The organism is Streptomyces sp. NPDC087422, from assembly GCF_044744145.1.
In the GTDB taxonomy this organism is placed as follows: Bacteria; Actinomycetota; Actinomycetes; order Streptomycetales; family Streptomycetaceae; genus Actinacidiphila.
On sequence record NZ_JBIUXT010000006.1, the window covers coordinates 512,786 to 539,393 of the forward strand.

At 72.8% G+C, this 26,608-nt stretch carries 23 protein-coding genes; 21 read left to right on the plus strand and 2 right to left on the minus strand.

Annotation, left to right across the window (positions count from 1 at the left end):
- The first annotated feature begins 2 nt into the window (after positions 1-2).
- The 12 genes from ACIO6U_RS22225 to ACIO6U_RS22280 all read left to right on the plus strand — a co-directional run bounded on the left by ACIO6U_RS22225 (position 3) and on the right by ACIO6U_RS22280 (position 15,151).
- Positions 3-1,301 carry a dihydroorotase gene (locus tag ACIO6U_RS22225; RefSeq protein WP_401721517.1) on the plus strand — a complete coding sequence of 433 codons (1,299 nt, stop codon included), beginning with the start codon at positions 3-5 and terminating at the stop codon, positions 1,299-1,301.
- Entirely contained in the window at positions 1,298-1,960 is a 663-nt protein-coding gene (locus tag ACIO6U_RS22230) for a hypothetical protein (protein ID WP_401721520.1), read from the plus strand. The genes ACIO6U_RS22225 and ACIO6U_RS22230 overlap by 4 nt, the downstream gene beginning before the upstream one ends.
- Positions 1,957-3,090 (plus strand): glutamine-hydrolyzing carbamoyl-phosphate synthase small subunit, encoded by a 1,134-nt coding sequence (carA, locus tag ACIO6U_RS22235; RefSeq protein WP_355348776.1) that lies wholly within the window; start codon positions 1,957-1,959, stop codon positions 3,088-3,090. The genes ACIO6U_RS22230 and carA overlap by 4 nt, the downstream gene beginning before the upstream one ends.
- Positions 3,083-6,400 carry a carbamoyl-phosphate synthase large subunit gene (gene carB, locus ACIO6U_RS22240; RefSeq protein WP_355348779.1) on the plus strand — a complete coding sequence of 1,106 codons (3,318 nt, stop codon included), beginning with the start codon at positions 3,083-3,085 and terminating at the stop codon, positions 6,398-6,400. Before carA ends, carB begins: the two co-directional genes overlap by 8 nt.
- Positions 6,401-6,484: 84 nt before the next feature.
- Entirely contained in the window at positions 6,485-7,594 is a 1,110-nt protein-coding gene (locus ACIO6U_RS22245) for a quinone-dependent dihydroorotate dehydrogenase (RefSeq protein WP_391160781.1), read from the plus strand.
- A gap of 17 nt (positions 7,595-7,611) precedes the next feature.
- Entirely contained in the window at positions 7,612-8,451 is an 840-nt protein-coding gene (gene pyrF, locus ACIO6U_RS22250; protein ID WP_391046719.1) for an orotidine-5'-phosphate decarboxylase, read from the plus strand.
- Between the two features lie 388 nt (positions 8,452-8,839).
- Entirely contained in the window at positions 8,840-9,163 is a 324-nt protein-coding gene (locus ACIO6U_RS22255; protein ID WP_093712873.1) for an integration host factor, read from the plus strand.
- A gap of 73 nt (positions 9,164-9,236) precedes the next feature.
- A complete protein-coding gene (gene gmk / locus ACIO6U_RS22260) occupies positions 9,237-9,860 on the plus strand; it encodes a guanylate kinase (protein ID WP_355348790.1) in 624 nt (207 codons plus the stop codon).
- Between the two features lie 49 nt (positions 9,861-9,909).
- Complete coding sequence (gene rpoZ / locus ACIO6U_RS22265) at positions 9,910-10,182, plus strand: DNA-directed RNA polymerase subunit omega (RefSeq protein WP_033174507.1); 273 nt, start codon at positions 9,910-9,912, stop codon at positions 10,180-10,182.
- A gap of 156 nt (positions 10,183-10,338) precedes the next feature.
- A complete protein-coding gene (gene coaBC / locus ACIO6U_RS22270; RefSeq protein WP_401721526.1) occupies positions 10,339-11,565 on the plus strand; it encodes a bifunctional phosphopantothenoylcysteine decarboxylase/phosphopantothenate--cysteine ligase CoaBC in 1,227 nt (408 codons plus the stop codon).
- Positions 11,566-11,710: 145 nt separating this feature from the next.
- Positions 11,711-12,928, plus strand: coding sequence for a methionine adenosyltransferase (gene metK, locus ACIO6U_RS22275; protein WP_401307156.1), 1,218 nt, complete (start codon positions 11,711-11,713; stop codon positions 12,926-12,928).
- A gap of 84 nt (positions 12,929-13,012) precedes the next feature.
- On the plus strand, positions 13,013-15,151 hold the full coding sequence (locus ACIO6U_RS22280; protein ID WP_391046663.1) for a primosomal protein N': 2,139 nt from the start codon (positions 13,013-13,015) through the stop codon (positions 15,149-15,151).
- A 415-nt stretch (positions 15,152-15,566) separates the two neighbouring features.
- Here ACIO6U_RS22280 and ACIO6U_RS22285 read toward each other — a convergent pair whose 3' ends face one another.
- Positions 15,567-16,121, minus strand: coding sequence for a hypothetical protein (locus ACIO6U_RS22285; RefSeq protein ID WP_355348803.1), 555 nt, complete (start codon positions 16,119-16,121; stop codon positions 15,567-15,569).
- 280 nt (positions 16,122-16,401) lie between these two features.
- On the opposite strand from ACIO6U_RS22285, the gene def reads away from it, so the two are divergent.
- From def to ACIO6U_RS22310, 5 genes are all read left to right on the plus strand, one after another.
- A complete protein-coding gene (gene def / locus ACIO6U_RS22290; protein ID WP_355348806.1) occupies positions 16,402-16,974 on the plus strand; it encodes a peptide deformylase in 573 nt (190 codons plus the stop codon).
- A 92-nt stretch (positions 16,975-17,066) separates the two neighbouring features.
- Positions 17,067-17,999 (plus strand): methionyl-tRNA formyltransferase, encoded by a 933-nt coding sequence (gene fmt / locus ACIO6U_RS22295; protein ID WP_401721530.1) that lies wholly within the window; start codon positions 17,067-17,069, stop codon positions 17,997-17,999.
- A 107-nt stretch (positions 18,000-18,106) separates the two neighbouring features.
- Complete coding sequence (locus ACIO6U_RS22300; RefSeq protein ID WP_401307164.1) at positions 18,107-19,552, plus strand: RsmB/NOP family class I SAM-dependent RNA methyltransferase; 1,446 nt, start codon at positions 18,107-18,109, stop codon at positions 19,550-19,552.
- A 141-nt stretch (positions 19,553-19,693) separates the two neighbouring features.
- The gene (locus ACIO6U_RS22305; RefSeq protein ID WP_355348815.1) at positions 19,694-20,110 is read left to right on the plus strand and encodes a YciI family protein; all 417 of its coding nucleotides are present in this window, start codon (positions 19,694-19,696) and stop codon (positions 20,108-20,110) included.
- Entirely contained in the window at positions 20,110-21,255 is a 1,146-nt protein-coding gene (locus tag ACIO6U_RS22310; protein ID WP_401721533.1) for an RNA polymerase sigma factor, read from the plus strand. Before ACIO6U_RS22305 ends, ACIO6U_RS22310 begins: the two co-directional genes overlap by 1 nt.
- 26 nt (positions 21,256-21,281) lie before the next feature.
- Here the strand turns inward: ACIO6U_RS22310 and ACIO6U_RS22315 are convergent, their stop codons facing one another.
- The gene (locus ACIO6U_RS22315; protein ID WP_401721536.1) at positions 21,282-23,432 is read right to left on the minus strand and encodes an MMPL family transporter; all 2,151 of its coding nucleotides are present in this window, start codon (positions 23,430-23,432) and stop codon (positions 21,282-21,284) included.
- A gap of 183 nt (positions 23,433-23,615) precedes the next feature.
- On the opposite strand from ACIO6U_RS22315, the gene rpe reads away from it, so the two are divergent.
- The 4 genes from rpe (at position 23,616) to ACIO6U_RS22335 (ending at position 26,595) form a co-directional block, all read left to right on the plus strand.
- The gene (rpe, locus tag ACIO6U_RS22320; RefSeq protein ID WP_355348824.1) at positions 23,616-24,290 is read left to right on the plus strand and encodes a ribulose-phosphate 3-epimerase; all 675 of its coding nucleotides are present in this window, start codon (positions 23,616-23,618) and stop codon (positions 24,288-24,290) included.
- Between the two features lie 138 nt (positions 24,291-24,428).
- Positions 24,429-25,442, plus strand: coding sequence for a sugar-binding domain-containing protein (locus ACIO6U_RS22325; RefSeq protein WP_391160773.1), 1,014 nt, complete (start codon positions 24,429-24,431; stop codon positions 25,440-25,442).
- Between the two features lie 350 nt (positions 25,443-25,792).
- A complete protein-coding gene (locus tag ACIO6U_RS22330) occupies positions 25,793-26,236 on the plus strand; it encodes a ribonuclease domain-containing protein (protein ID WP_355348830.1) in 444 nt (147 codons plus the stop codon).
- A complete protein-coding gene (locus ACIO6U_RS22335) occupies positions 26,233-26,595 on the plus strand; it encodes a barstar family protein (protein ID WP_355348833.1) in 363 nt (120 codons plus the stop codon). Before ACIO6U_RS22330 ends, ACIO6U_RS22335 begins: the two co-directional genes overlap by 4 nt.
- Positions 26,596-26,608: the final 13 nt, after the last annotated feature.

Consider the following 26,608-nt stretch of genomic DNA (forward strand, 5'->3'; position numbering starts at 1 on the left):
CCATGAGCAAGATCCTGATCCGTGGCGCGAAGGTACTGGGCGGCGAGCCGCAGGACGTCCTGATCGACGGCGAGACCATCGCCGGGATCGGCGCGGGCCTGTCCGGCGACGGGACCGAGGGCGCCACCGTGGTCGACGGCGAGGGCCGGATGGTCCTGCTGCCCGGCCTGGTCGACCTCCACACCCACCTGCGCGAGCCGGGCCGCGAGGACTCCGAGACCGTGCTGACCGGCACCAGGGCCGCCGCGATCGGCGGCTACACCGCCGTGCACGCCATGGCCAACACCTTCCCCGTCGCCGACACCGCGGGCGTCGTCGAGCAGGTCTGGCGGCTCGGCAAGGAGTCCGGCTACTGCGACGTGCAGCCGGTCGGCGCCGTCACCGTCGGCCTGGAGGGCAAGCAGCTCGCCGAACTGGGCGCCATGGCCGACTCGGCCGCCCGGGTACGGGTCTTCTCCGACGACGGCAAGTGCGTGGACGACGCGGTGATCATGCGCCGCGCGCTGGAGTACGTGAAGGCGTTCGACGGCGTCGTCGCCCAGCACGCGCAGGAGCCCCGGCTCACCGAGGGCGCCCAGATGAACGAGGGCACCGTCTCCGGCGAACTGGGCCTGACCGGCTGGCCCGCCGTCGCCGAGGAGTCGATCATCGCCCGCGACATCCTGCTCGCCGCGCACGTCGGCTCCCGCGTGCACATCTGCCACCTGTCCACCGCGGGCTCCGTCGAACTCGTCCGCTGGGCCAAGTCCAAGGGCTGGGACGTCACCGCCGAGGTCACCCCCCACCACCTGCTGCTCACCGACGAGCTGGTGCGTACGTACAACCCGGTCTACAAGGTCAACCCGCCGCTGCGCACCGAGGCGGACGTGCTCGCGCTGCGCGAGGCCCTGGCCGACGGCACCATCGACTGTGTGGCCACCGACCACGCACCGCACCCGCACGAGGACAAGGACTGCGAGTGGGCCGCCGCCGCCATGGGCATGGTGGGCCTGGAGACCGCGCTGTCCGTCGTGCAGCACACCATGGTCGACACCGGACTGCTGGACTGGGCGGGCGTCGCCGACCGCATGTCGGCCAGGCCCGCCGTCATCGGACGGCTCGCGGGCCACGGACGGCCGCTCGCCGAGGGCGAGCCCGCCAACCTCGTCCTGGTCGATCCCGCATACCGTGGGGTGGTCAATCCCGCGGGCTTCGCCTCCCGCAGCCGCAACACCCCCTACGAGGGACGCGAACTGCCGGGCCGGGTGCACGCCACCTTCCTGCGGGGCCAGGCGACGGTCATGGACGGGAAGCTCACGTGACACCTCTGACACTGCTGGCGGCCGGTACGGCGCGGGCCGCGGACAAGCACTCGGCGAAGGTCACCGACTGGACCGACCGGATCGGCTGGATCGTCGGCCTCGCCCTGTTCGTCGGCCTGCTGTACTGGCTGATGCGCCAGGGCTGGCAGTGGCGCCGCACCCTCCAGGGCGGCCTGCCCGCACTCCCGCAGACCCCCGAGGAGACCGGCGAACCGCTCCTGGAATTCGACGGCCGCTACCACGGCAGCACCACCGCGGGGCAGTGGCTGGACCGGATCGTCGCCCACGGCCTCGGCGTACGCAGCAAGGTGACGCTCACCCTCACCGAGGAGGGCCTGGACGCCGACCGCGTCGGCGCCCCCGGCTTCTTCGTCCCCGCCGCCGCCCTGCGCGGTGCCCGCCTCGACAAGGGCATCGCGGGCAAGGTCCTCACCGAAGGCGGCCTGCTGGTCGTCACCTGGGAGCACGGCGGCACCCTCATCGACTCCGGCTTCCGCGCCGACCAGGCCGCGCAGCACCCGGCCTGGGTCGCGGAGATCAACCGCGTCAGCGGCGGCGAGGACGCCCCCGGCCGACGGGCGGCGGAAGTCGCCTTCGCGGACCACACACCGGGCGTCGGCCCGGCCGAACAACAGGCAAAGAAGGAAGGCGCACAATGACGACCTCCGTCCGGGCGGCCACCGCACCCGCCGTACTCGTCCTGGAGGACGGCCGCACCTTCCGCGGCCGTGCCTACGGGGCGGTGGGGGAGACCTTCGGCGAGGCCGTCTTCTCCACCGGTATGACCGGCTACCAGGAAACGCTCACCGACCCCTCGTACCACCGCCAGGTCGTCGTCATGACCGCCCCGCACGTCGGCAACACCGGCGTCAACGACGAGGACGCCGAGTCGTCCCGCATCTGGGTGTCCGGCTACGTCGTACGCGACCCCGCCCGCACCCCGTCCAACTGGCGCTCGCGGCGCTCGCTCGACGAGGAGCTGACCACCCAGGGCGTCGTCGGCATCAGCGGCATCGACACCCGCGCCCTCACCCGCCACCTGCGCGAACGCGGCGCCATGCGGGTCGGCATCTTCTCCGGCGAGGCACTGGCCGACGACGGCACGCTGCTCGCCAGGGTCCGGCAGGCCCCCGAGATGACCGGCGCCGACCTGTCCGCCGAGGTCGCCACCCGGCAGACCTACGTCGTCCCGGCGATCGGGGAGAAGCGCTTCACCGTCGCCGCCCTCGACCTCGGCATCAAGGGCATGACCCCGCACCGGATGGCCGAGCGCGGCATCGAGGTGCACGTCCTGCCCGCGAACGCGAGCGTCGAGGACGTCTACGCGGTCGCGCCCGACGGCGTCTTCCTGTCCAACGGCCCCGGCGACCCGGCCACCGCCGACCTCACCGTCATCCAGGCCGTCCTGGAGCGCGGGACCCCGCTGTTCGGCATCTGCTTCGGCAACCAGCTCCTCGGCCGGGCGCTCGGCTTCGGCACGTACAAGCTCAAGTACGGCCACCGCGGCATCAACCAGCCGGTGCAGGACCGCGGCACCGGCAAGGTCGAGGTCACCGCGCACAACCACGGCTTCGCCGTGGACGCGCCGCGCGACCGGGTCAGCGACACCCCGTACGGCCGCGCCGAGGTCAGCCATGTCTGCCTCAACGACGACGTGGTGGAGGGTCTGCGGCTGCTCGACCGGCCCGCCTTCAGCGTCCAGTACCACCCGGAGGCGGCGGCGGGACCGCACGACGCCGCCTACCTGTTCGACCGCTTCGTTTCCCTGATGGAGGGCCAGCGTGCCTAAGCGCACCGATATCCAGTCCGTCCTGGTCATCGGCTCCGGCCCGATCGTCATCGGCCAGGCCGCCGAGTTCGACTACTCAGGCACCCAGGCGTGCCGGGTCCTCAAGTCCGAGGGCCTGCGGGTCATCCTCGTCAACTCCAACCCCGCCACGATCATGACCGACCCGGAGATCGCCGACGCCACGTACGTCGAGCCGATCACCCCGGAATTCGTCGAGAAGATCATCGCCAAGGAGCGCCCCGACGCGCTGCTGCCCACCCTCGGCGGCCAGACGGCGCTCAACACCGCGATCTCGCTGCACGACAACGGCGTCCTCACCAAGTACGGCGTCGAGCTGATCGGCGCCAACGTCGAGGCGATCAACAAGGGCGAGGACCGCGACCTGTTCAAGGGCGTCGTCGAGGCCGTCAAGGCGAAGATCGGCTACGGCGACTCCGCCCGCTCGGTGATCTGCCACACCATGGACGACGTGCTCGCGGGCGTCGACACCCTCGGCGGCTACCCCGTCGTCGTCCGCCCCTCCTTCACCATGGGCGGCGCGGGCTCCGGCTTCGCGCACGACGAGGACGAACTGCGCCGCATCGCCGGGCAGGGCCTGACCCTCTCGCCGACCACCGAGGTGCTCCTGGAGGAGTCCATCCTCGGCTGGAAGGAGTACGAGCTGGAGCTGATGCGCGACAAGCACGACAACGTCGTGGTCGTCTGCTCCATCGAGAACTTCGACCCGATGGGCGTGCACACCGGCGACTCCATCACCGTCGCGCCCGCGATGACCCTCACCGACCGCGAGTACCAGATCCTGCGGGACATCGGCATCGCCGTCATCCGCGAGGTCGGCGTCGACACCGGCGGCTGCAACATCCAGTTCGCGGTCAACCCCGAGGACGGCCGGGTCATCGTCATCGAGATGAACCCGCGCGTCTCCCGCTCCTCCGCGCTCGCCTCCAAGGCCACCGGCTTCCCGATCGCGAAGATCGCCGCCCGCCTGGCCGTCGGCTACACGCTCGACGAGATCCCCAACGACATCACCGAGAAGACCCCCGCGTCCTTCGAACCGACGCTGGACTACGTCGTCGTCAAGGTGCCGCGCTTCGCCTTCGAGAAGTTCCCGGCCGCCGACGCCACCCTCACCACCACCATGAAGTCGGTCGGCGAGGCCATGGCCATCGGCCGCAACTTCACCGAGGCGCTCAACAAGGCGCTGCGCTCGCTGGAGAAGAAGGGCTCGCAGTTCGACTTCGTGACCCCGGTCTCCGCCGCGGACAAGGAAGCGCTGCTGGCCACCGCCGCCGTCCCCACCGACGGCCGGATCAACACCGTCATGACCGCGATCCGCGCCGGGGCCACCCCGGAAGAGGTCTTCGACGCCACGAAGATCGACCCCTGGTTCGTGGACCAGCTCTTCCTGATCCACGAGTACGCCGTCGAACTGGCCGCGGCCGACCGCCTCGACCCCGAACTGCTCGCCGACGCCAAGCGGCACGGCTTCTCCGACGCCCAGATCGCCGGCATCCGCTCGCTGCGCGAGGACGTCGTCCGCGAGGTCAGGCACGCGCTCGGCATCCGCCCGGTCTACAAGACCGTCGACACCTGCGCCGCCGAATTCGCCGCCGACACCCCGTACTTCTACTCGTCCTACGACGAGGAGAGCGAGGTCGCGCCGCGCGAGAAGGCCGCCGTGATCATCCTCGGCTCCGGGCCCAACCGGATCGGCCAGGGCATCGAGTTCGACTACTCCTGCGTGCACGCCTCCTTCGCGCTGCACGACGCCGGGTACGAGACCGTGATGGTCAACTGCAACCCGGAGACCGTCTCCACCGACTACGACACCTCCGACCGGCTCTACTTCGAGCCGCTCACCCTGGAGGACGTCCTGGAGATCGTGCACGCCGAGACGCTCGCGGGCCCGGTCGCCGGTGTCATCGTGCAGCTCGGCGGCCAGACCCCGCTCGGCCTGGCGCAGGCCCTCAAGGACAACGGGGTGCCGGTCGTCGGCACCTCGCCCGAGGCGATCCACCTCGCCGAGGACCGCGGCGCCTTCGGCCGCGTGCTGGCCGCCGCCGGACTGCCCGCGCCCAAGCACGGCACCGCCGTCACCTTCGACGGCGCCAAGGCCATCGCCGACGAGATCGGCTACCCGGTGCTCGTCCGCCCCTCGTACGTGCTCGGCGGGCGCGGCATGGAGATCGTCTACGACGAGACCCGGCTCGCCTCCTACATCGCCGAGTCCACCGAGATCAGCCCCGACCGCCCCGTGCTCGTCGACCGCTTCCTCGACGACGCCATCGAGATCGACGTGGACGCGCTCTACGACGGCCACGAGCTGTACCTCGGCGGCGTCATGGAGCACATCGAGGAAGCCGGCATCCACTCCGGCGACTCCGCGTGCGCCCTGCCGCCGATCACGCTCGGCGGCCACGACATCAAGCGGCTGCGCGCCTCCACCGAGGCCATCGCCGCCGGAGTCGGCGTACGCGGCCTGATCAACATCCAGTTCGCGCTCGCCGGGGACATCCTCTACGTACTGGAGGCCAACCCGCGCGCCTCCCGTACCGTCCCCTTCACCTCCAAGGCGACCGCGGTGCCGCTGGCCAAGGCCGCCGCGCGGATCTCGCTCGGCGCCACCGTCGCGGAACTGCGCGCCGAGGGCCTGCTGCCGACGACGGGCGACGGCGGCACCCTGCCGCTGGACGCGCCGATCTCCGTCAAGGAGGCGGTGCTGCCCTGGTCGCGGTTCCGCGACATGCAGGGCCGGGGCGTCGACACCATCCTCGGCCCGGAGATGCGCTCCACCGGCGAGGTCATGGGCATCGACGCGGTCTTCGGCACCGCGTACGCCAAGTCGCAGGCCGGGGCGTACGGCGCGCTGCCCACCAAGGGCCGCGCCTTCATCTCGGTCGCCAACCGCGACAAGCGCGCGCTGATCTTCCCGGCCCGCGCGCTGATCGAGCACGGCTTCGAACTGCTGGCCACCTCGGGCACCGCGGAAGTCCTGCGGCGCAACGGCATCGAGGCGCGGGTCGTGCGCAAGCAGAGCGAGGGCGTGGGACCCGAGGGCGAGCCGACCGTGGTCACCCTCATCCACGAGGGCGAGGTCGACCTCATCGTCAACACCCCCTTCGGCACCGGCGGACGCCTCGACGGCTACGACATCCGCACCGCCGCCGTCGCCCGCGGCATCCCCTGCCTGACCACGGTCCAGGCGCTCGCCGCGGCCGTCCAGGGCATCGACGCCTTGACGCGCGGCGACATCGGGGTGCGCTCCTTGCAGGAGCACGCGCGGCATCTGATCGCGGCGCGCGAGGGGTGAGCTGCGGCCCGGCGCCCGCTGTGCGCGCAGTTCCCCGCGCCCCTTCCGGGGCGCATCCCCCTCCGAGGAGATGACCGCTACACGATGTACCACCTCTTCTTCCGGCTCTTCTTCCGGCGCATGGACGCCGAGAGCGCCCATCACCTGGCCTTCCGGTGGATCCGGCTGGTGGCGCGGATCCCCGTCCTGCGCACCTTCGTCGCGGCGGCGCTCGCGCCGCGCTACGCGTCGCTGCGTACCGAGGCCCTGGGCCTGCGGATGCACGGCCCGTTCGGGCTGGCGGCCGGGTTCGACAAGAACGCGGTCGCCATCGACGCGATGGCCATGCTCGGCTTCGACCACGTCGAGATCGGCACGGTCACCGCGCAGGGCCAGTCCGGCAATCCGCGGCCCCGGCTGTTCCGGCTGGTCGCCGACAGCGCGCTGATCAACCGGATGGGCTTCAACAACGACGGGTCCGCCGCCGTCGCGGACCGGCTCGCCGCCCGGCGACCGGTCTTCCGTACCACCGTCGGCGTCAACATCGGCAAGACCAAGACGGTCCCGGAGGAGGCGGCGGCGGGCGACTACGTGACGTCCACCGAGCGGCTGGCCGCGCACGCCGACTACCTGGTGGTCAACGTGTCCTCGCCGAACACGCCGGGACTGCGCAATCTCCAGGCGACCGCCGCCCTGCGCCCGCTGCTGACGGCGGTACGCGAGGCCGCCGACCGTACGGTGACCGACCGCCGCGTGCCGCTGCTGGTCAAGATCGCGCCCGACCTGGCGGACGAGGACGTGGACGCCGTCGCCGACCTCGCCGTGGAACTGGGCCTCGACGGCATCATCGCCACCAACACCACCATCGCCAGGGACGGCCTCGGCCTGGCGTCCGACCCCCGGCTGACCGCGGAGACCGGCGGGCTGTCCGGCGCGCCGCTGGGCGACCGCTCCCTGGAGGTGCTGCGCAGGCTGTACGCGCGGGTCGGCGACCGGATCACGCTGGTCGGCGTCGGCGGCATCCGCGACGCGGAGGACGCCTGGCAGCGGATTCTCGCGGGCGCCACCCTGGTGCAGGGCTACAGCGCCTTCATCTACCAGGGCCCCTTCTGGATGCGCGCGGTCCACAAGGGCCTGGCCGCCCGCCTGGCCACCAGCCCGTACGCCACGCTCGCCGACGCCGTCGGCGCCGACACACGGAAGGTGCCGGTATGACCCCGACCCCGCCGCAGGTGGAACTCGAACCCTTCGGCGCGCGGCTGCGCCGGGCCATGGACACCCGCGGACAGCTCTGCGTCGGCATCGACCCGCACGCCGCGCTGCTCACCGCGTGGGGTCTCAACGACGACGTGGCCGGTCTCGAACGCTTCACGATGACCGTGGTCGAGGCGCTGGCCGACCGTACGGCGGTCCTCAAACCGCAGTCGGCGTTCTTCGAGCGCTTCGGCTCGCGCGGTATCGCCGTACTGGAGCGGGCGGTCGCCGAGGCGCGGGCCGCGGGCGTCCTGGTGCTGATGGACGCCAAGCGCGGCGACATCGGCTCGACGATGGCCGCGTACGCCGCCACGTATCTGGACAAGGACTCGCCGCTGTTCTCCGACGCGGTCACGGTCAGCCCCTATCTCGGCTTCGAGTCGCTGCGGCCCGCGCTGGACGCGGCGCGGATCTCGGGGTCCGGGGTCTTCGTCCTCGCCCTGACCTCCAACCCGGAGGGCGCGGAGGTGCAGCGGGCGACGGCGGCGGGCGGCGCGTCCGTCGCGCAGGTGATGCTCGACCACATGGCGGCCGAGAACGCGGGTGTGACGCCGCTGGGTTCGGTCGGCGCGGTGGTCGGCGCGACGCTGTCGGAGGCGGGCGCGGATCTCGACATCAACGGGCCGCTGCTGGCGCCCGGCATCGGGGCGCAGGGCGCCACGCCCGCGGGACTGCCGGCGCTGTTCGGCTCCGCGGTGGCCAATGTGGTGCCCAGCGTCAGCCGGGACGTGCTGCGGCACGGACCCGACGCGGCGGGACTGCGCGAGGCGGCGGCGCGCTTCACCGACGAGGTGCGCGCGGCGGTCTCGGGCGGGTAGCCGTACCGGTCGGGGGTAGGCGGCCCAACGACGGTGCGCGGCAGGGGAGTCCGGGTCCTTCGGGGCCCGGACGGACCCCAAAACGTTGCCCCGGTCGCGCCCCTGATGGGGCCGGTCGCGCGCTGTTTAAACGTCAAAAAGAAGGTTCAGATTCAACCACCGAACGAATTGACGCAGAAACCTGTTCCGCTTTGCCCCAAATATCCCGCTGGATCGAGTCTGACCAGGACTTTTCGTCTGTTCTCGCTGACTTGAGCCGTTCGGACCGCTAGTCTCCGACAGGAGCGGCGACGTTCACTCGCGTCGCTTCTCGCCCCGTAAACGCGGGGGGAGTGTGCTCCACCACACGGTCCATATCCGATTGCTCTACATCCGAGGTGACGTAGGCGTGGCTCTTCCGCCCCTTACCCCTGAACAGCGCGCTGCCGCGCTCGAAAAGGCCGCCGCGGCTCGCCGGGAGCGCGCCGAGGTCAAGAACCGGCTCAAGCACTCCGGCGCCTCTCTGCACGAGGTCATCAAGCAGGGCCAGGAGAACGACGTCATCGGCAAGATGAAGGTCTCCGCTCTCCTGGAGTCCCTGCCCGGCGTCGGCAAGGTGCGCGCCAAGCAGATCATGGAGCGGCTCGGGATCTCCGAGAGCCGTCGCGTCCGTGGTCTGGGCTCGAACCAGATCGCGTCCCTGGAGCGCGAGTTCGGCGGCGCCTCCGCCTGACGGTCCTCGTGCCCCCGGCAAGCTTTGCCCCGCCGCGGCACCAGCACCTCCGGGAACCAGGGATAATCGCTCCATGAGTTCTACAGTCTCCCGGGGGGCGGCCCGCCCCCTCGCTTCGCAGGGGGCCACTCCGGCCCCCCCGGACAGACACCCGCGACTGACCGTGCTCTCCGGCCCCTCAGGGGTCGGCAAGAGCACGGTCGTCGCCCACCTGCGCACGGTGCACCCCGACGTCTGGCTGTCGGTCTCCGCCACCACGCGCAAGCCGCGCCCCGGCGAGCAGCACGGTGTCCAGTACTACTTCGTGGACGACGACGAGTTCGACAAGCTCGTCGCCAACGGCGAACTGCTGGAGTGGGCCGAATTCGCCGGGAACCGCTACGGCACGCCCCGTGCGGCCGTGCTCGACAAGCTCGGCGCGGGCGAGCCCGTGCTGCTGGAGATCGACCTCCAGGGCGCCCGGCTGGTCCGCGAGTCGATGCCCGAGGCGCGCCTGGTCTTCCTCGCGCCGCCGAGCTGGGAGGAACTGGTCCGCCGCCTCACCGGGCGCGGCACCGAATCGCCCGAGGTGATCGAGGAACGGCTGAGCGCGGCCAAGGTCGAACTGGCCGCCGAGGCCGAGTTCGACGTGACCCTTGTCAACACCTCGGTCGAGGCTGTAGCGCGTGAGCTGCTAGCCTTGATGCAGATTGACTGAGCTGACTCAGTCTTTTCCGTTTTCCATCAGTAGTAGGGGTAGGTAGAGCGTGTCCTCTTCCATCACCACGCCCGAGGGCATCATCAATCCTCCGATTGACGAGCTGCTCGAAGCCACCGATTCGAAGTACAGCCTGGTGATCTACGCCGCCAAGCGCGCGCGCCAGATCAACGCGTACTACTCCCAGCTCGGTGAGGGCCTGCTGGAGTACGTCGGCCCGCTCGTGGACACCCACGTGCACGAGAAGCCGCTCTCCATCGCGCTGCGCGAGATCAACGCGGGTCTGCTGACCTCCGAAGCGGTCGAGGCACCCGCGCACTGACGCCAGCACACATCCACACGCGTTTCAGCACGGGCCCGGCGGAGCGACCGCCGGGCCCGTGGTGTGTCATGGGACGTGTCAGGTGACCCGCGCGGAACGGGTCGCGGGACAGGTCGCAGGACGGTTCGGACGACGGATCTCGGGTCGGGAGACACGATGGCGAAACCACAGGTCGTGCTGGGTGTGAGCGGTGGCATCGCCGCCTACAAGGCGTGCGAGCTGCTGCGGCGGCTCACCGAGTCGGGGCACGGCGTGCGGGTGGTGCCCACCGAGTCCGCGCTGCACTTCGTCGGCGAGGCCACCTGGTCGGCGCTGTCCGGCAACCCGGTCTCCACCCGCGTCTGGGACGACGTCCACGAGGTCCCGCACGTACGGATCGGCCAGCACGCCGACCTCGTCGTGGTCGCCCCCGCCACCGCCGACCTGCTCGCCAAGGCCGCCCACGGCCTCGCCGACGACCTGCTCGCCAACACCCTGCTGACCGCCCGCTGCCCGGTGGTCTTCGCCCCCGCGATGCACACCGAGATGTGGGAGCACCCGGCCACCCGGGAGAACGTCGCCACCCTGCGGCGCCGGGGCTGCGTCGTCATCGAACCCGCCGTCGGCAGGCTGACCGGCGTCGACACCGGCAAGGGACGGCTGCCCGACCCCGCCGAGATCTACGAGGTCTGCCGCCGCGTGCTGCGCCGGGGACCCGCCGAGCGGGACCTGGCCGGACGCCATGTGGTGATCAGCGCGGGCGGTACCCGCGAACCCCTCGACCCGGTCCGCTACCTCGGCAACCGCTCCTCCGGCAAGCAGGGCTACGCGCTGGCCCGTACCGCCGTGGCGCGCGGCGCCCGGGTCACCCTCCTCGCGGCCAACACCGGGCTCCCCGACCCGGCCGGCGCCGACGTCGTCACCGTCGGCACCGCGGAACAGCTCAGGGAAGCGGTGCTCAAGGCCGCCGCCGACGCCGACGTGGTGGTGATGGCCGCCGCCGTCGCGGACTTCCGCCCCGCGCGGTACGCGGCGGGCAAGATCAAGAAGAAGGACGACCAGGAGCCCGCGCCGATCACCCTGGTCCGCAACGCCGACATCCTCGCCGAGATCTCCGCGCACCGCGCCCGGCCGGGACAGCTCGTCGTCGGCTTCGCCGCCGAGACCGACGACGTCCTCGTCAACGGACGCGCCAAGCTCACCCGAAAGGGTTGTGATCTGCTCGTCGTCAACGAAGTGGGTGACGGCAAGGCGTTCGGCACCGAGGAGAACGAGGCTGTGGTACTGGGCGCCGACGGCAGCGAGACCCCCGTACCGTACGGGCCCAAGGAGGATCTCGCGGACCGGGTGTGGGATCTTGTCGGCGCGAGATTGCCGGAAAGTGACACTCGGGTGGACGCGTGATGACGCGTTCCGCCACGAATCCAAAGGTCGAGATGCCGTGTCACGTCCGCGGCGGCGGACTATAAGCTTGCAGTGGAGTGCCGGGCGCAGCCCTGCGCACTCCGCCCAGATTCAGCCAGCAGCCGCTGCAACCCCAGGGAGCGATGTGTCCCGCCGCCTGTTCACCTCGGAGTCCGTCACCGAGGGACACCCAGACAAGATCGCTGACCAGATCAGCGACACCATCCTCGACGCCCTCCTCAAGGCCGACCCGCACTCCCGGGTCGCCGTCGAGACGCTGATCACCACCGGTCAGGTGCATATCGCGGGCGAGGTCACGACCACCGCCTACGCCGATATCGCCACCCTGGTGCGCAACAAGATCCTGGAGATCGGCTACGACTCCTCCAAGAAGGGCTTCGACGGCGCCTCCTGCGGCGTCTCGGTGTCCATCGGCGCGCAGTCCCCTGACATCGCACAGGGTGTCGACACCGCGTACGAGAAGCGCGTCGCGGGTTCCGCCGCGACCGACGACGACCTGAACAAGCAGGGTGCGGGCGACCAGGGCCTGATGTTCGGCTACGCGTCCGACGAGACGCCCGAGCTGATGCCGCTGCCGATCACGCTCGCCCACCGCCTGTCCAGGCGGCTGACCGAGGTCCGCAAGAACGGCCAGATCCCGTACCTGCGCCCGGACGGCAAGACCCAGGTCACCATCGAGTACGACGGCGACAAGGCCGTCCGCCTCGACACCGTCGTGGTCTCCTCGCAGCACGCCTCCGACATCGACCTGGAGTCGCTGCTCGCGCCCGACATCCGGGAATTCGTCGTCGAGGTCGAGCTGAAGGCCCTGCTCGACGACGGCATCAAGCTCGACACCGACGGCTACAAGCTGCTGGTCAACCCCACCGGCCGCTTCGAGATCGGCGGCCCCATGGGTGACGCCGGGCTCACCGGCCGCAAGATCATCATCGACACCTACGGCGGCATGGCCCGCCACGGCGGCGGCGCCTTCTCGGGCAAGGACCCGTCCAAGGTCGACCGCTCCGCCGCTTACGCCATGCGCTGGGTCGCCAAGAACGTCGTCGCCGCCGGGCTCGCCGCGCGCTGCGAGGTCCAGGTCGCCTACGCCATCGGCAAGGCCGAGCCCGTCGGTCTCTTCGTCGAGACCTTCGGCACCGCGAGCGTCGACGTCGAGAAGATCGAGCAGGCCATCAGCCAGGTCTTCGACCTGCGGCCCGCCGCGATCATCCGCGACCTCGACCTGCTCCGCCCGATCTACGCCCAGACCGCCGCCTACGGCCACTTCGGCCGCGAGCTGGAGGACTTCACCTGGGAGCGGACGGACCGCGTCGACGCCCTGCGCTCGGCCGCCGGGCTCTAAGTCCGTACGGCGCCCCCGCCCCGGTATGGGGGCGCCGTCTCGCGGCGGCGCGAGTGTGTCCGAGGGGTCTGTAAGAATCGCAAGGTGAGCAGCGAGAACGGTCAGGACGCCGAGCCCCCCGCAGGGGAGCAGCTCGCGCTCATTCGGGAGACCGTCAAGAAGGCGAAGGAGCCCAAGGCCAAGCCGCGGACATGGCGCGGGGCGGCCCTCGCCGAAGGGCTGCCGGTGGCACGGGTGCTGGTCGACAAGGGGCTGCTCCACCTGGACCAGTTCTTCGACTACGCGGTGCCGGCGGCCATGGACGAGGAGGCCAGACCCGGCGTACGGGTCAGGGTCCGCTTCGGGGCGCGCGTGGTGAAGGGCAGGAGAGAAGGCGGCTCGCTGCACGACGGCTTCATCGTCGAACGGCGGGCCGAGAGCGACTTCCGCGGCCCCCTCGCCCCGCTCGCGCAAGTGCTGTCGACCGAGCAGGTGCTGACCCCGCCGCTGCTGAAGCTGTGCCGCCAGGTCGCTGACCGGTACGCCGGAGCGCTCGCCGACGTCGTCCAGCTCGCCGTACCGCCCAGGATGGCCCGCGCCGAGCGCGACCCGTCACCGGGACCGCTGCCGGACCCGGCGGCGCCGGAGCCGGGGAGCTGGCAGCGGTACGCGACGGGCCCCGCGTACCTCCAGGCGCTGGCCCGCGGCGACACGCCCCGCGCGGTCTGGCTCGCGCTGCCCGGACCGCACTGGCCGCGCGAACTGGCGGTGGCCGTCGCCACCACCCTCGCCTCTGGCCGCGGCGCCCTGGCCGTACTGCCCGACGGCCGGTCCGCCGCCCGGGTCGACGCGGCGCTGACCGAACTGCTCGGCGAGGGCCGCCACGTCCTGCTCACCGCCGACGCGGGCCCCGAGGAGCGGTACCGGCGGTGGCTGGCCGTCAGCCGCGGCGCGGTACGGGCCGTCGTCGGCACCCGCGCCGCGATGTTCGCGCCCGTCACCGACCTCGGCCTCGTCGCGCTCTGGGACGACGGCGACTCCAGCCACGCCGAGCCGCACGCCCCGCAGCCGCACGCCCGTGACGTCCTGCTGCTGCGCGCCGCCGAGGAACGGACCGCGTTCCTGCTCGGCGGCCTCACCAGCACCGTCGAGGCGGCCCAGCTCGTGGACAGCGGCTGGGCGCTGCCGCTGGCGGCCGGCCGGGACGAGGTACGGGCGGCGGCGCCGCTGATCCGCACGGTCGGCGACGGCGACCAGGCCAGGGACGAGGCCGCGCGCGCCGCCCGGCTGCCGTCGATCGCCTGGCAGGTCACGCGGGAGGCGCTGGCGCGCGGCCCGGTCCTCGTCCAGGTGCCGCGCCGCGGCTACGTACCCCGGCTCGCCTGCGACAACTGCCGCGAACCCGCCCGGTGCACCGCCTGCGCCGGGCCGCTCGAAGTCCGCGAGCAGGGCGGCACCCCGCACTGCGGCTGGTGCGGGCGGCCCGCCGCCGACTGGCACTGCCCCGAGTGCGGCGGCTTCCGGCTGCGCGCCCAGATCGTGGGCGCGCGGCGCACGGCCGAGGAACTGGGGCGCGCCTTCCCCAAAGTGCCGGTACGCACCTCGGGGCGCGACACCGTCCTCGCCTCGGTCGGCGCGGCCCCCGCGCTGGTCATCGCCACCCCCGGCGCCGAACCCGTCGCCGACACCGGCTACGCGGCGGCCCTGCTGCTCGACGGCTGGGCGCTGCTGAACCGGCCCGACCTGCGCGCCGGGGAGGAGGCGCTCCGGCGCTGGGCGCACGCCGCCGCCCTCGTACGGCCCGCGGGCGAGGGCGGCACCGTCGTCATCCTCGGGGAGCCGACCCTGCGGCCCGTCCAGGCCCTCGTCCGCTGGGACCCCGCCGGGCACGCCCTGCGCGAGCTGGCCGAACGCGCCGAGCTGCGCTTTCCGCCGGTCTCCCGGATGGCCTCGGTCGTCGGGCCCCCGGCCGCCGTGGTCGACCTCCTCGACACCTTGCGGCTCCCGCCGGGTACCGACCAGCTCGGGCCCGTGCCCCTGCCCGTCCCCACGTCCGGCCCCGGCCGCACCCGCCGCCACGGGGAGCCGCCGCCCGGCGAGCAGTGGGAACGGCTTCTGCTCCGCGTGCCCCCCGGCACCGGCTCCGCCCTCGCCGCCGCCCTCAAAGAGGCCCAGATCGCTCGCGCCACCCGTGGCGCTTCCGACCCGGTCCACGTCCGCATGGACCCCCCCAACATCGGCTGACCGGCTCCGCCGGGGGTTCCCACTTTCCCGGTGACCCGGTTGACCGCCCCGAACGGCCCTTGTCCCGCGACGGGCTCGTCGTACCTCGTCGCGCAGTTCCCCGCGCCCCTGACGGGGCCCTCGGCCGCGTGGGGTGAGCGCACGTGGTCGTGCACGTGGCGGTGGCGCCGGTCTTTTGAGGGGCGCGGGGAACTGCGCGACGAGCCACGACGGACCGTCGTGGGAAGCGGACCGCGTGTCCCAGGACCCTGGAGGGGGTGGGGGGAAGGCACGGCGAGCCACGACGGGCCGTCGTGGGGGAAAAGGGGGCAACCCCCTCCCGGAAGCGCGCCGCAGGCGCGCGGTGCCCGACCTGTCGGCGTGGCGGGCGGCGGCGGGACTACGGCGCGGAGGAGGGAGGGGGGAGGGGACGGCGTCAGCCGTTGCGCGGCCCGGGGAAGGACGTGACGGCGTCCTCACGGTCGTCGCGTGGCTCACGCGCTTCCAGCGCCCCCAGCGGAAGCGGGCCCGGCGGAAGCGCCCCCGGCATGGAACGGGCGGCGGGGACGGACGCGAGGGGCGCGGGGCTGCCGGTCACCACCCCGTGCCCGGAGGCGGCCTGCTCGTCGGGTCCGGGAGGCGCGCTGCGGCGCCCGCCGTACCGGCGGTGCACCGCCTGTTTGGTCACGCCGAGCGCGGAGCCGACGGCGTCCCAGGAGAACCCCAGGGAGCGGTCGAACTCCACGGCCGCGGTGACCAGGGTCTCCACGCTGTCGCGCAGCTCCTGAGCGAGCCGGACGGTCGGGGCGGGCGCGCGGCCGTACACGACGAATCCGGCGGTGGGGCCGCTGCGGCGCGGCCGGTAGACGTTGCCCAACTGGGCGGTCAGGGTCCGCAGCGCGTCCACTTGGCGGCGGACCCTTTCGATGTCCCGCACCAGCAGGTGCAGGCTGGCCCGTGCCTGGGCGTCAGGGGTTGCGTGGTCGGGCATCAACAAGCCTCTCCAACCGGCGGTTACTTAAGGAATGGGCCGTGTGCATTGACCCGAATTCGGGCAAACTCTCTTGACCAACGCGCCAGCCGCCCATGGAGTCACGCAGCAAGGGGCGCAGCCCACCCCTCGGGGGGCGCGCGGCCGGGCGCGCACCCCCGCCACGGCGGGCCGAACGCGCCTCTAGAATTGACCCCTGCCCCGTCCCCGGGGCGGTCAGGACGGCCGGCACCCGGCGTCCGGAGCCGCCGCCGTACGCCCGTTCCAGGAGACCGCCGCCGTGTCCGTCAAGCCCATCCGCCTCTTCGGTGACCCGGTGCTGCGCATGACGGCGCAGCCGGTCACGACCTTCGACAAGGAACTGCGCACGCTCGTACAGGACTTGACCGACACCATGCGGGACGCGCCGGGCGCGGGCCTGGCCGCGCCGCAACTGGGCGTCTCCCTGCGGGTGTTCACCTACTTCGTCGAGGGCGAGCTGGGCCACCTGATCAACCCGGAGCTGACGCTCAGCGAGGACGAGCAGGACGGTCCCGAGGGCTGCCTGTCGCTGCCTGGCCTGACGTACGACTGCAAGCGCGCGTACGGCGTCGTCGCCAAGGGCCGCAACATGTACGGCGACCCGGTCACGATCGAGGGCACGCAGCGGCTCGCCCGCTGCATCCAGCACGAGACGGACCACCTGGACGGGGTCATCTTCATCGACCGGCTCGACACCGAGCAGCGCAAGGCCGCGCTCAAGGCGATCCGCGAGGCGACCGAGGGCCCGGACGGCATCTGGCGGGTGCCGGGCGAGAACGGCGTGCCGCAGGTGAAGATCTCGCCGCACGACACCTTCGGGCGCGGGCAGTGACGCCCCCCTGACCGCGGCGAACCGTCGCGCCGTCGCGCCGTCAGGCCGAAAAGCCCGCCCGTGAACCACCATCGAGAGGCACACCCCGCACGATGAGGCTCGTCTTCGCCGGCACCCCCGAGGTCGCCGTACCCGCACTGGACGCACTGCTGGCCTCCGACCGGCACGAGGTCGTCGCCGTCGTGACTCGGCCCGACGCGACGGCCGGGCGCGGCCGCAAGCTGCTGGCCAGCCCCGTCGCCGAGCGGGCCGCCGAGGCCGGCATCGAAATCCTCAAGCCCGCGCGCCCCCGCGACGAGGACTTCCTCGCCCGGCTGCGGGAGATCGCCCCCGACGCCTGCCCGGTCGTCGCCTACGGCGCGCTGCTGCCCAAGGCCGCGCTCGACATCCCCGCGCACGGCTGGATCAATCTGCACTTCTCGCTGCTGCCCGCCTGGCGCGGCGCCGCGCCCGTGCAGCACGCGGTCATGGCAGGTGACGAGGTCACCGGCGCGTCCACCTTCCTCATCGAGCAGGGGCTCGACTCCGGGCCCGTCTACGGCGTCCTCACCGAGGAGATCGGCCCGACCGACACCAGCGGCGACCTGCTCACCCGGCTCGGCCGCAGCGGCGCCGGGCTGCTCGTCGCCACCATGGACGGCATCGAGGACGGCCGCCTCGTCGCCCGGCCCCAGCCCGCCGACGGGGTCACCCTCGCGCCCAAGATCACGGTCGAGGACGCGGCCGTCGACTGGACGGCGCCCGCGCTCCGCGTCGACCGCCTCATCCGGGGGTGCACCCCCGCGCCCGGCGCCTGGACCCTGACCTCCGGCGAACGCCTCAAGCTCGGGCCCGTCCGGCCCCAGCCCGACCGCGTCGACCTCGCCCCCGGCGAGCTGGGCGTCGCCAAGAACGCCGTGTACGTCGGGACGGGGAGCCACGCCGTTCTCCTCGGGGAGGTGCAGCCGCAGGGCAAGAAGCGGATGGCCGCCGCCGACTGGGCCCGGGGCGCCCGCATCCCGTCCGGCTCCCGCCTCGGGGCCTAGGGCGGACGCGCACTAGGGCCTGTCCGCAGGGCAGAAGTACGCCCCGCGCCGCAGGCGCTTAGGGTGGACGGCGACCGACCTTCGTAAAAATCGGAGCACCTTCACACGTGAACGAGCAGCCGCGCCGCCGCCCGCAGGGCAAGCCGTACCGCCGACCCCAGCGTGACCCCGTCAGAATCCTGGCGTTCGAGGCGCTGCGGGCGGTGGGGGAGCGGGACGCGTACGCGAATCTGGTGCTGCCGGGCCTGCTCAAGGCGGCGGAAGCGGAGGCGGTGAAGAAGGGCCGGGAGTTCGACCGGCGGGACGCGGCGCTGGCGACGGAGCTGGTGTACGGGACGCTGCGGCGGCAGGGAACGTACGACGCGGTGATCGCGGCTTGCGTGGACCGGCCCTTGCGCGAGGTGGACCCGCCGGTGCTCGACGTGCTGGCGCTGGGCACCCACCAGCTGCTCGGGACGCGTATCCCGACGCACGCGGCGGTCTCGGCGAGCGTGGAGCTGGCCCGGGTGGTGCTCGGCGACGGCCGGGCGAAGTTCGTGAACGCGGTGCTGCGGAAGGTCTCCGCGCACGACCTGGACGAGTGGCTCGAACTGGTCGCGCCGCCGTACGACGAGGACCCCGAGGACCACCTGGCCGTCGTGCACTCGCATCCGCGCTGGGTCGTCTCGGCGCTGTGGGACGCGCTCGGCGGCGGCCGGGCCGGGATCGAGGACCTGCTGGCGGCGGACAACGAGCGGCCCGAGGTGACGCTGGTCGCGCGCCCCGGCCGGTCGACCGCGCGCGAGCTGATGGAGTCGCTGCCGCCGGACACGACGGAGCCCGGCCGCTGGTCGCCGTACGCGGTACGGCTGGCCGAGGGCGGTGACCCGGCGGCCGTGGACGCGGTCCGCGAGGGCCGGGCCGGCGTGCAGGACGAGGGCAGCCAACTCGTCGCCGCCGCGCTGGCCGCCGTCCCGCTCGACGGCCGGGACGCCCGCTGGCTCGACGCCTGCGCGGGCCCCGGCGGCAAGGCCGCGCTCCTCGCGGCCCTCGCGGCCCAGCGCGGCGCGGAACTCGTCGCCGCCGAGAAGCAGCCCCACCGCGCCCGCCTCGTGGCCCGCTCCCTGGCGGGCAACCCCGGCCCGTACCAGGTCGTGGTCGCCGACGGCACCCGCCCCGCCTGGGCCGAGGGCTCCTTCGACCGCGTCCTGGTCGACGTGCCCTGCACCGGCCTCGGCGCGCTCCGCCGCCGGCCCGAGGCCCGCTGGCGACGGCGCGCCGAGGACGTACCCACCTTCGGCCCCCTCCAACGCGGCCTGCTCACCGAGGCCCTGCACGCCGTACGCGTCGGCGGCGTCGTCGGCTACGCGACCTGCTCCCCGCACCTGGCGGAGACCCGCGCCGTCGTGGACGACATCCTCCGCGACGACCGCGCCCCGGCCGCCGAGCGCATCGACGTACGCCCGCTGCTGCCCGGTGTCCCCGCCCTCGGCGACGGCCCCGACATCCAGCTCTGGCCGCACCTGCACGGCACGGACGCGATGTACCTCGCCCTCCTGCGCCGTACGGCCTGACCGCCCGCCGGGAGCCGGTCGCCCGCGTTCAGCCGCGCGGGCGAAAAACATCCGGCGGCGATGTCGAGAACCCGCGCACGGCTCCGTCCCCGAGGTGAAGCGCGACCACAATGGGCCGCATCCGCACCGAGGAGAAGCACCATGGCGAAGTATCTGCTGCTCAAGCACTACCGGGGCGCCCCGGCGCCGGTGAACGACGTACCCATGGCGCAGTGGACGCCCGAGGAGATCTCGGCGCACGTGACGTACATGAACGACTTCGCGACCCGCCTCGAGGAGACCGGCGAGTACGTCGACAGCCAGGCGCTCGCCCCCGAGGGGACCTTCGTGCGGTACGACGGGGAGGGCCGTCCGCCGGTCACCGACGGGCCGTTCGCCGAGACCAAGGACGTCATCGCCGGGTGGATGGTGATCGACGTCGACAGCTACGAGCGGGCCCTCGAACTGGCAGGGGAGCTGTCGGCCGCGCCCGGCGCCGGGGGGAAGCCGATCCACGAGTGGCTGGAGCTGCGTCCGTTCCTCGGCGCCCACCCCACCGTCACGGGGTGCCCCCACTGATGGACGAGGCTCTGATCAGGAGCCTCACCCCGGCAGTGCTCGCGATCCTCGTCCGGCGCGGAGCCGACTTCGCGGCGGCCGAGGACGCGGTGCAGGACGCACTGGTCGAAGCGGTACGCGTCTGGCCCGACGATCCGCCGCGTGACCCGAAGGGCTGGCTGGTGACGGTGGCCTGGCGGCGGTTCCTCGACGCGACGCGGGCGGACACGGCCCGGCGCAGGCGTGAGGACCGGGTGGACGAGGAACCGGCGAGCGGGCCCGCCTCCGGCGCGGACGACACCCTCCAGCTCTACTTCCTGTGCGCGCACCCGTCGCTGACCGCGTCGTCGGCGGTCGCGCTCACCCTGCGGGCCGTCGGCGGCCTGACCACCCGGCAGATCGCCCAGGCGTATCTGGTGCCCGAGGCGACGATGGCGCAGCGCGTCAGCCGGGCCAAACGCACCGTCTCCGGCGTGCGGTTCGACCGGCCGGGCGACGTCGCCACGGTGCTGCGGGTGCTGTACCTGGTCTTCAACGAGGGCTACTCCGGCGATGTCGACCTGTCCGCCGAGGCCGTCCGGCTCACCCGGCAGCTCGCGTCCGTGATCGACCACCCCGAGGTGGCGGGGCTGCTCGCCCTCATGCTGCTGCACCACGCCCGCCGGGCCGCCAGGACCGCGCCCGACGGCAGCCTCGTACCGCTCGCCGAGCAGGACCGCGGCCGGTGGGACACCGGGGCGATCGCCGAGGGCGTCGAGATCCTTCAGGCGGCGCTGGCCCGCGACCGGCTGGGCGAGTTCCAGGCCCAGGCCGCCATCGCGGCGCTCCACGCGGACGCGCCGACGGCCGAGGAGACCGACTGGGCGCAGATCGTCGAGTGGTACGACGAACTGGCGGCCCTGACCGACAGCCCGGTCGTCCGCCTCAACCGGGCGGTGGCGGTCGGCGAGGCGGACGGCCCCCGCGCCGGTCTCGCGGCGCTCGCCGCCCTCGACGACACGCTGCCCCGCTACACGGCGGTGGCCGCGTATCTCCACGAGCGCGACGGCGACCTCGCGACGGCGGCCCGGCTCTACGCGCAGGCGGCCCCGAAGGCGCCGAACCTCGCCGAGCGCGACCACCTGACCCGGCAGGCGGCCCGGCTCAACACCCGCCGCGAGCGCTGACGCGCCCATGATCCGCCGGACAGGCCCTAACGGCTGTCCGCTGGCTGCTCCCGGTCCTCCTCGCGCGCCTGCGCCGGGGCGGCTCGGGGCGCGTCGAGCCTGCTCGGCCACCACACCCGGTGGCCCAGGTCGAGGGTGATCGCGGAGACCAGCACCGAGCGGACGACGAAGGTGTCGAGCAGGACGCCGAAGGCGACCGCGAAGCCGATCTCGGCGAAGCCGACCACCGGGAGCGTGCCGAGCACCGCGAAGGTGCCCGCGAGGACGAGCCCGGCCGAGGTGATCACTCCGCCGGTGGCGGCGAGACCGGTACGGACGCCGTCGCGGGTGCCGCGCCGGACGGTCTCCTCCCGGATGCGGGTCATGAGGAAGATGTTGTAGTCGATGCCCAGCGCCACCAGGAACACGAAGACGAACAGCGGGAACGCCGTGTCCTCGCCCGCGTATCCGAACACGTGCCGGAAGACCAGCGAGCTGACGCCGAGGGCGGCGCCGAAGGACAGCACCACCGTGGCCATCAGCACCAGGGGCGCCACCAGGGCACGCAGCAGCAGCGCCAGGATCAGCAGGACGACCAGCAGGATCAGCGGGATCAGCAGGTTGTTGTCGCGGCTCGCCGCCTGATTCGTGTCCTTCTGCACCGCCGTCCCGCCGCCGACCAGGGCGTCCGCGCCGGGGACGCGGTGCAGGGTGTCGCGGGCCAGCCGTACGGTCCGCTGGGCGGCCCCGCTGTCCGCGCGGTCGGCAAGAGTGGCCTCCAGGTAGACCCGGCCGTCCCTCCGCGCGGCCACGCCCGGCGGGGTGCCGACCGAGCCGGGCACGACGCCCTGCACCGAGGCCAGCGCCGTACGCACCTCGTCGGCGGCGCCCGCCCGCGCGATGACCACCAGCGGCTGGCCGCCACCGGCCGGGAAGTAGCGGGACTGCACCTTCTGGCCGACCACGGAGTCCGGGGTGTCGGTGAAGCTGTCCGCGCTGGACAGGCCGGTCGCCTTCAGCGAGAAGAGTCCCAGGCCGAGCGCGCCGAGCACGACCACCGTCGTGATCCACACCGACCGCGGCCGGTGGCCGACCGCCGTGCCGATCCGCGACCACACACCGGCCTCGGTCGGCTCCGCGCTGCCCACGTGCGGGATCGCGGGCCAGAACACCCAGCGGCCGAAGATCACCAGCAGGGCGGGGAAGAGCGTGAGCATCGCCAGCAGGGCCACCGCGACACCGATCGCGGCGACGGGGCCGAGCCCGGAGGTCGAGTTCATGTCGGCGGCCAGCAGGCACAGCATGCTCAGCGCCACCGTGGCCGCGCTCGCGATGATCGCGGGGCCCGCCCGGTGCAGGGCGAGCGCCATCGCCTCGTGCCGGTCCTCGTGATCGCGCAGCTCTTCGCGGTAGCGGGCGACGAGCAGCAGCGCGTAGTCCGTACCCGCGCCGAACACCAGGACGGTGAGGATGCCCGCGCTCTGGGCGTTGACCACCAGACCGGCATGCTCGGCGAGGAGGTAGATCACCGCCTCCGACGTGAACAGCGCGCCGATCACGGACAGCACCGGCACGAAGAGCAGGCTCAGGCTGCGGTAGGTGATCAGCAGGATCACGACGACGACGGCGAGGGCCGCGTACAGCAGGGTGCCCTCGATCCCGGCGAAGGCGTCGGCGGAGTCCGCGGAGAAGCCGCCGGGGCCCGTGATGTGCGTCCTGAGCCCGTCGTCGCCCTGCCCGACGGTGGACCTGAGCTGCTTGACCGCGTCCGCGATGGTGCTCCAGCCGCTCGGGTCGATGGTGATCGGCACGATGAGCAGCGCGGCGCGCGGCGCGGTCCGCCGGTCGAGCTGCGGTCCGACCGTACGGCTGCCGACGATGCCGTGCGCGGTCAGCGACTTGACCGAGGCGGCGTCCGCGCCGACCTTCGCCACATCCGCGTCGGTCAGGCCGCCGGGCCGGGAGTACACGACGACCGCGGGCGCGCTCTCCGGCACGAACTGCTTCTGGAGCTCCAGCACTCGGGTGGACTCCGCCTTGCTCGGCAGCCAGCTCGCCGAGTCGTTCTTCTGCGCGTCGGTGAGTTTCTGGGCCAGCGGCGAGACCACCACCAGCACGACGATCCACAGGCCGAGCACGACCCACTTGCTCCGCCGCCCGCAGACGACGTGCGCTATCCGTCCCGCTCCGCCCGCCATGAGTGCCCCCCGGGCCCGCTCGTGGTGTCGTCCCCCCCGCCGTCCGACGCGACGCCCTGGGAGCGCCGGACCGTGCCGGAGAGTGATCGGCACCAGCATGGCACTGGCGTTCGTGCCGTGTCCGAGGGTTGGCGGGACCGGTGGGTGGGAACACACGTCCTCCGGATCTGGTTTGCTGGACCCATGAGCGTGCAGATCAACCCCAGCATTCTTTCCGCCGACTTCGCGCGGCTCGCCGAGGAGGCGAAGGCGGTCGAGGGCGCCGACTGGCTCCATGTCGACGTGATGGACAGCCACTTCGTGCCGAACCTCACGCTGGGGGTGCCGGTCGTGGAGTCCCTGAGCAGGGCGACGGAGACGCCGCTCGACTGCCACCTGATGATCGAGGACCCGGACCGCTGGGCGCCCGCGTACGTGGAGGCCGGCGCGGGCTCGGTGACCTTCCACGTGGAGGCGGCGGCGGCGCCGGTCCGGCTCGCCAGGGAGATCCGGGCGAAGGGCGCGCGGGCGTCGATGGCGCTCAAGCCCGCCACCCCGGTCGAGCCCTACGAGGACCTGCTGCCGGAACTCGACATGCTGCTGATCATGACGGTCGAGCCGGGCTTCGGCGGCCAGGCGTTCCTCGACATCATGCTGCCGAAGATCCGCCGCACCAGGGCGCTGATCGACCGCTACGGCCTCGACATGTGGCTCCAGGTCGACGGCGGCGTCTCGGCCGAGACCATCGAGCGGTGCGCCGAGGCGGGCGCCGACGTCTTCGTCGCGGGCTCCGCGGTGTACGGCACGGACGACCCCGCCGCCGCGGTCCGCGCGCTGCGCGAGCAGGCCGCCGCGAAGGCCGCGGAAGTGCCCCGGTGACGGGGGCGCCTACCGGGGGTTACCACGGGCGGAAGCGTCTTCGCTACGCGCCCGTAACACGGCACGATCTGCGAGGATGAGCGCGGAGCGGATCACATGGGGCAACGCGGATCAGATAGGCGACTGGGGAGAACCGACGTGAGCACAGGCCGCACACAGGTGCGCATGGGCCCCGGCGAGATGGTCCAGGCGGCGGCGATGGCACGTCGCTTCTACCTGGAGGGCAAGTCCAAAATCCAGATCGCCGAGGAGTTCGGGGTCAGCCGCTTCAAGGTGGCCAGGGTCCTGGAGACCGCCCTCGAACGCGACCTGGTGAGAATCGAGATCCGCGTCCCCGCCGAGCTGGACGCCGAGCGCTCCGACGCCCTGCGCGCCCACTACGGCCTGCGGCACGCCGTCGTGGTCGAGACCCCGCCCGACCAGGCGGACGCGCCCGACCCGGAGAATCTGGGCGCCGTCGCCGCCGACCTGCTCGGCGAGCTGGTGGACGACGGCGACGTACTGGGCCTGGCCTGGGGCCGCTCCATCATCACCATGGCCAACGCGCTGGACCGGCTCGCGCCCTGCACCGTCGTCCAGCTCACCGGCGTCTACGACGTCGGCACCACCGAGCGCGGCTCCGTCGAGGCGGTACGCACCGCCGCCGCCGTCTCCGGCGGCGAGGCGCATCCGCTGTACGCGCCGATGGTGCTCGCCGACCCCGCCACCGCCAGCGCCCTGCGCGCCCAGAGCGGCATCGCCGCCGCCATGGGCTACTTCGACAAGGTCACCGTCGCCGTGGTCTCCGTCGGTTCCTGGGAAGCGGGCGTCTCCACCGTCCACGACGCCCTCACCGACGAGGAGCGCGAGCACTACGCGGGCCTCGGCGTCGCCGCCGAGATGTCCTCCCACCTCTTCGACGCCCAGGGCCGCAGGGTCGGCCGCGACCTCGGCGAGCGCTGCATCACCATCGACGCCGACCGGCTCCGCCGGATCCCCGAAGTGCTCGCCATCGCGGGCGGTCGCCGCAAAGCCGCCGCCATCGACGCGGTGCTCCGCTCCGGCCTCGTCACCAGCCTGGTCACCGACACCGCCGCCGCCGACCACCTCCTGCACTCCACCGCCCCCGCCCCCCGCCCCGCCCTCGACCGCGCCGACCCCGACGGCCCCTGACCCCTCAGGCTTCGCCGCGGTACGAGGACGGTCACCAGCCCGCCGAACGACCGGAGGGGACGGGCCGGGGTGCCCCCGCAGGAATGCGTTGACAGCCGGGTGCCGAATTCCGTGTGACCAGGTGTGACGCATTCCGAGGAGGTGCCCCGGCCCGGCACCGACCCACGGTCAGCCGGCGCGGGTAACCGACCCCGACCCACGGTCAGCCGGCGCGGGCAACCGACCCCGACCCGACGGCAACCGGCACGGCCAACCGGCACCGACCCACGGTCAGCCGCGAGGCCCCCGGCTTGACCCGTGCGGAGTGCCGTTCCGCGCTGGAAGTGATCAAGTGTGGCAGCATCGGCGGCATGCTGCTGCGGTCCGTTCCACGCGCGGTCGCCCCCGTGCTCGCCACCTGCCTGCTCGCTCTGTTCGGGGTCCTCCTCGGCGGCTGCGCGACCCCCACCGTCGTCCCGGCCGCCCACAGCTCCGGGCGGGCCGCCCACGCCTCGTCCACCCCCGCCTGGGCCGACGGCCACCACGTCGTGCACCCCGCCGACCTGCCCCCCGAGGCCCGCACCACGCTGGCGCTGATCGACCGCGGCGGACCGTACCCCTACAGCAGGGACGGCATCGTCTTCGGCAACTACGAGAAGGAACTGCCCGCCCGGACGCGCGGCTACTACCACGAGTACACGGTGCCGACCCCGGACGCCCCGGACCGCGGCGCGCGGCGGATCGTGACCGGCCGCAACGGCGAGATCTTCTACACCTCCGACCACTACCAGAGCTTCGAGGCGGTGCTGCGATGACGGCCACCACACCGCCGGGCGACACCCTCGTACTGGATCTGACCGGGGTCGTCGACCGCCAGTCGTTCATGGACCGCTGCACCGAGCGGCTGCACCTGCCGGACTGGTTCGGCCGCAACTGGGACGCGCTCGCGGACTGCCTCACCGACCTGTCGTGGTGGCCGGTCGGCTCCGACGGGCGGCGGCTGCGGATCGAGGGCTGGCAGGAGTACGCGGCGGCCAAGCCGCGCGAGTGGCGGATCGTGAAGGACATCCTGCGCGACGCGGAGACCTTCTGGCGCGACACCGACACCGAGCTGACCGTGGCCTTGGAAGAAGACACGAACGGGGACGCCGAAGAGAGGGACGCTCGTCCGTAGGCGCACGATGCGT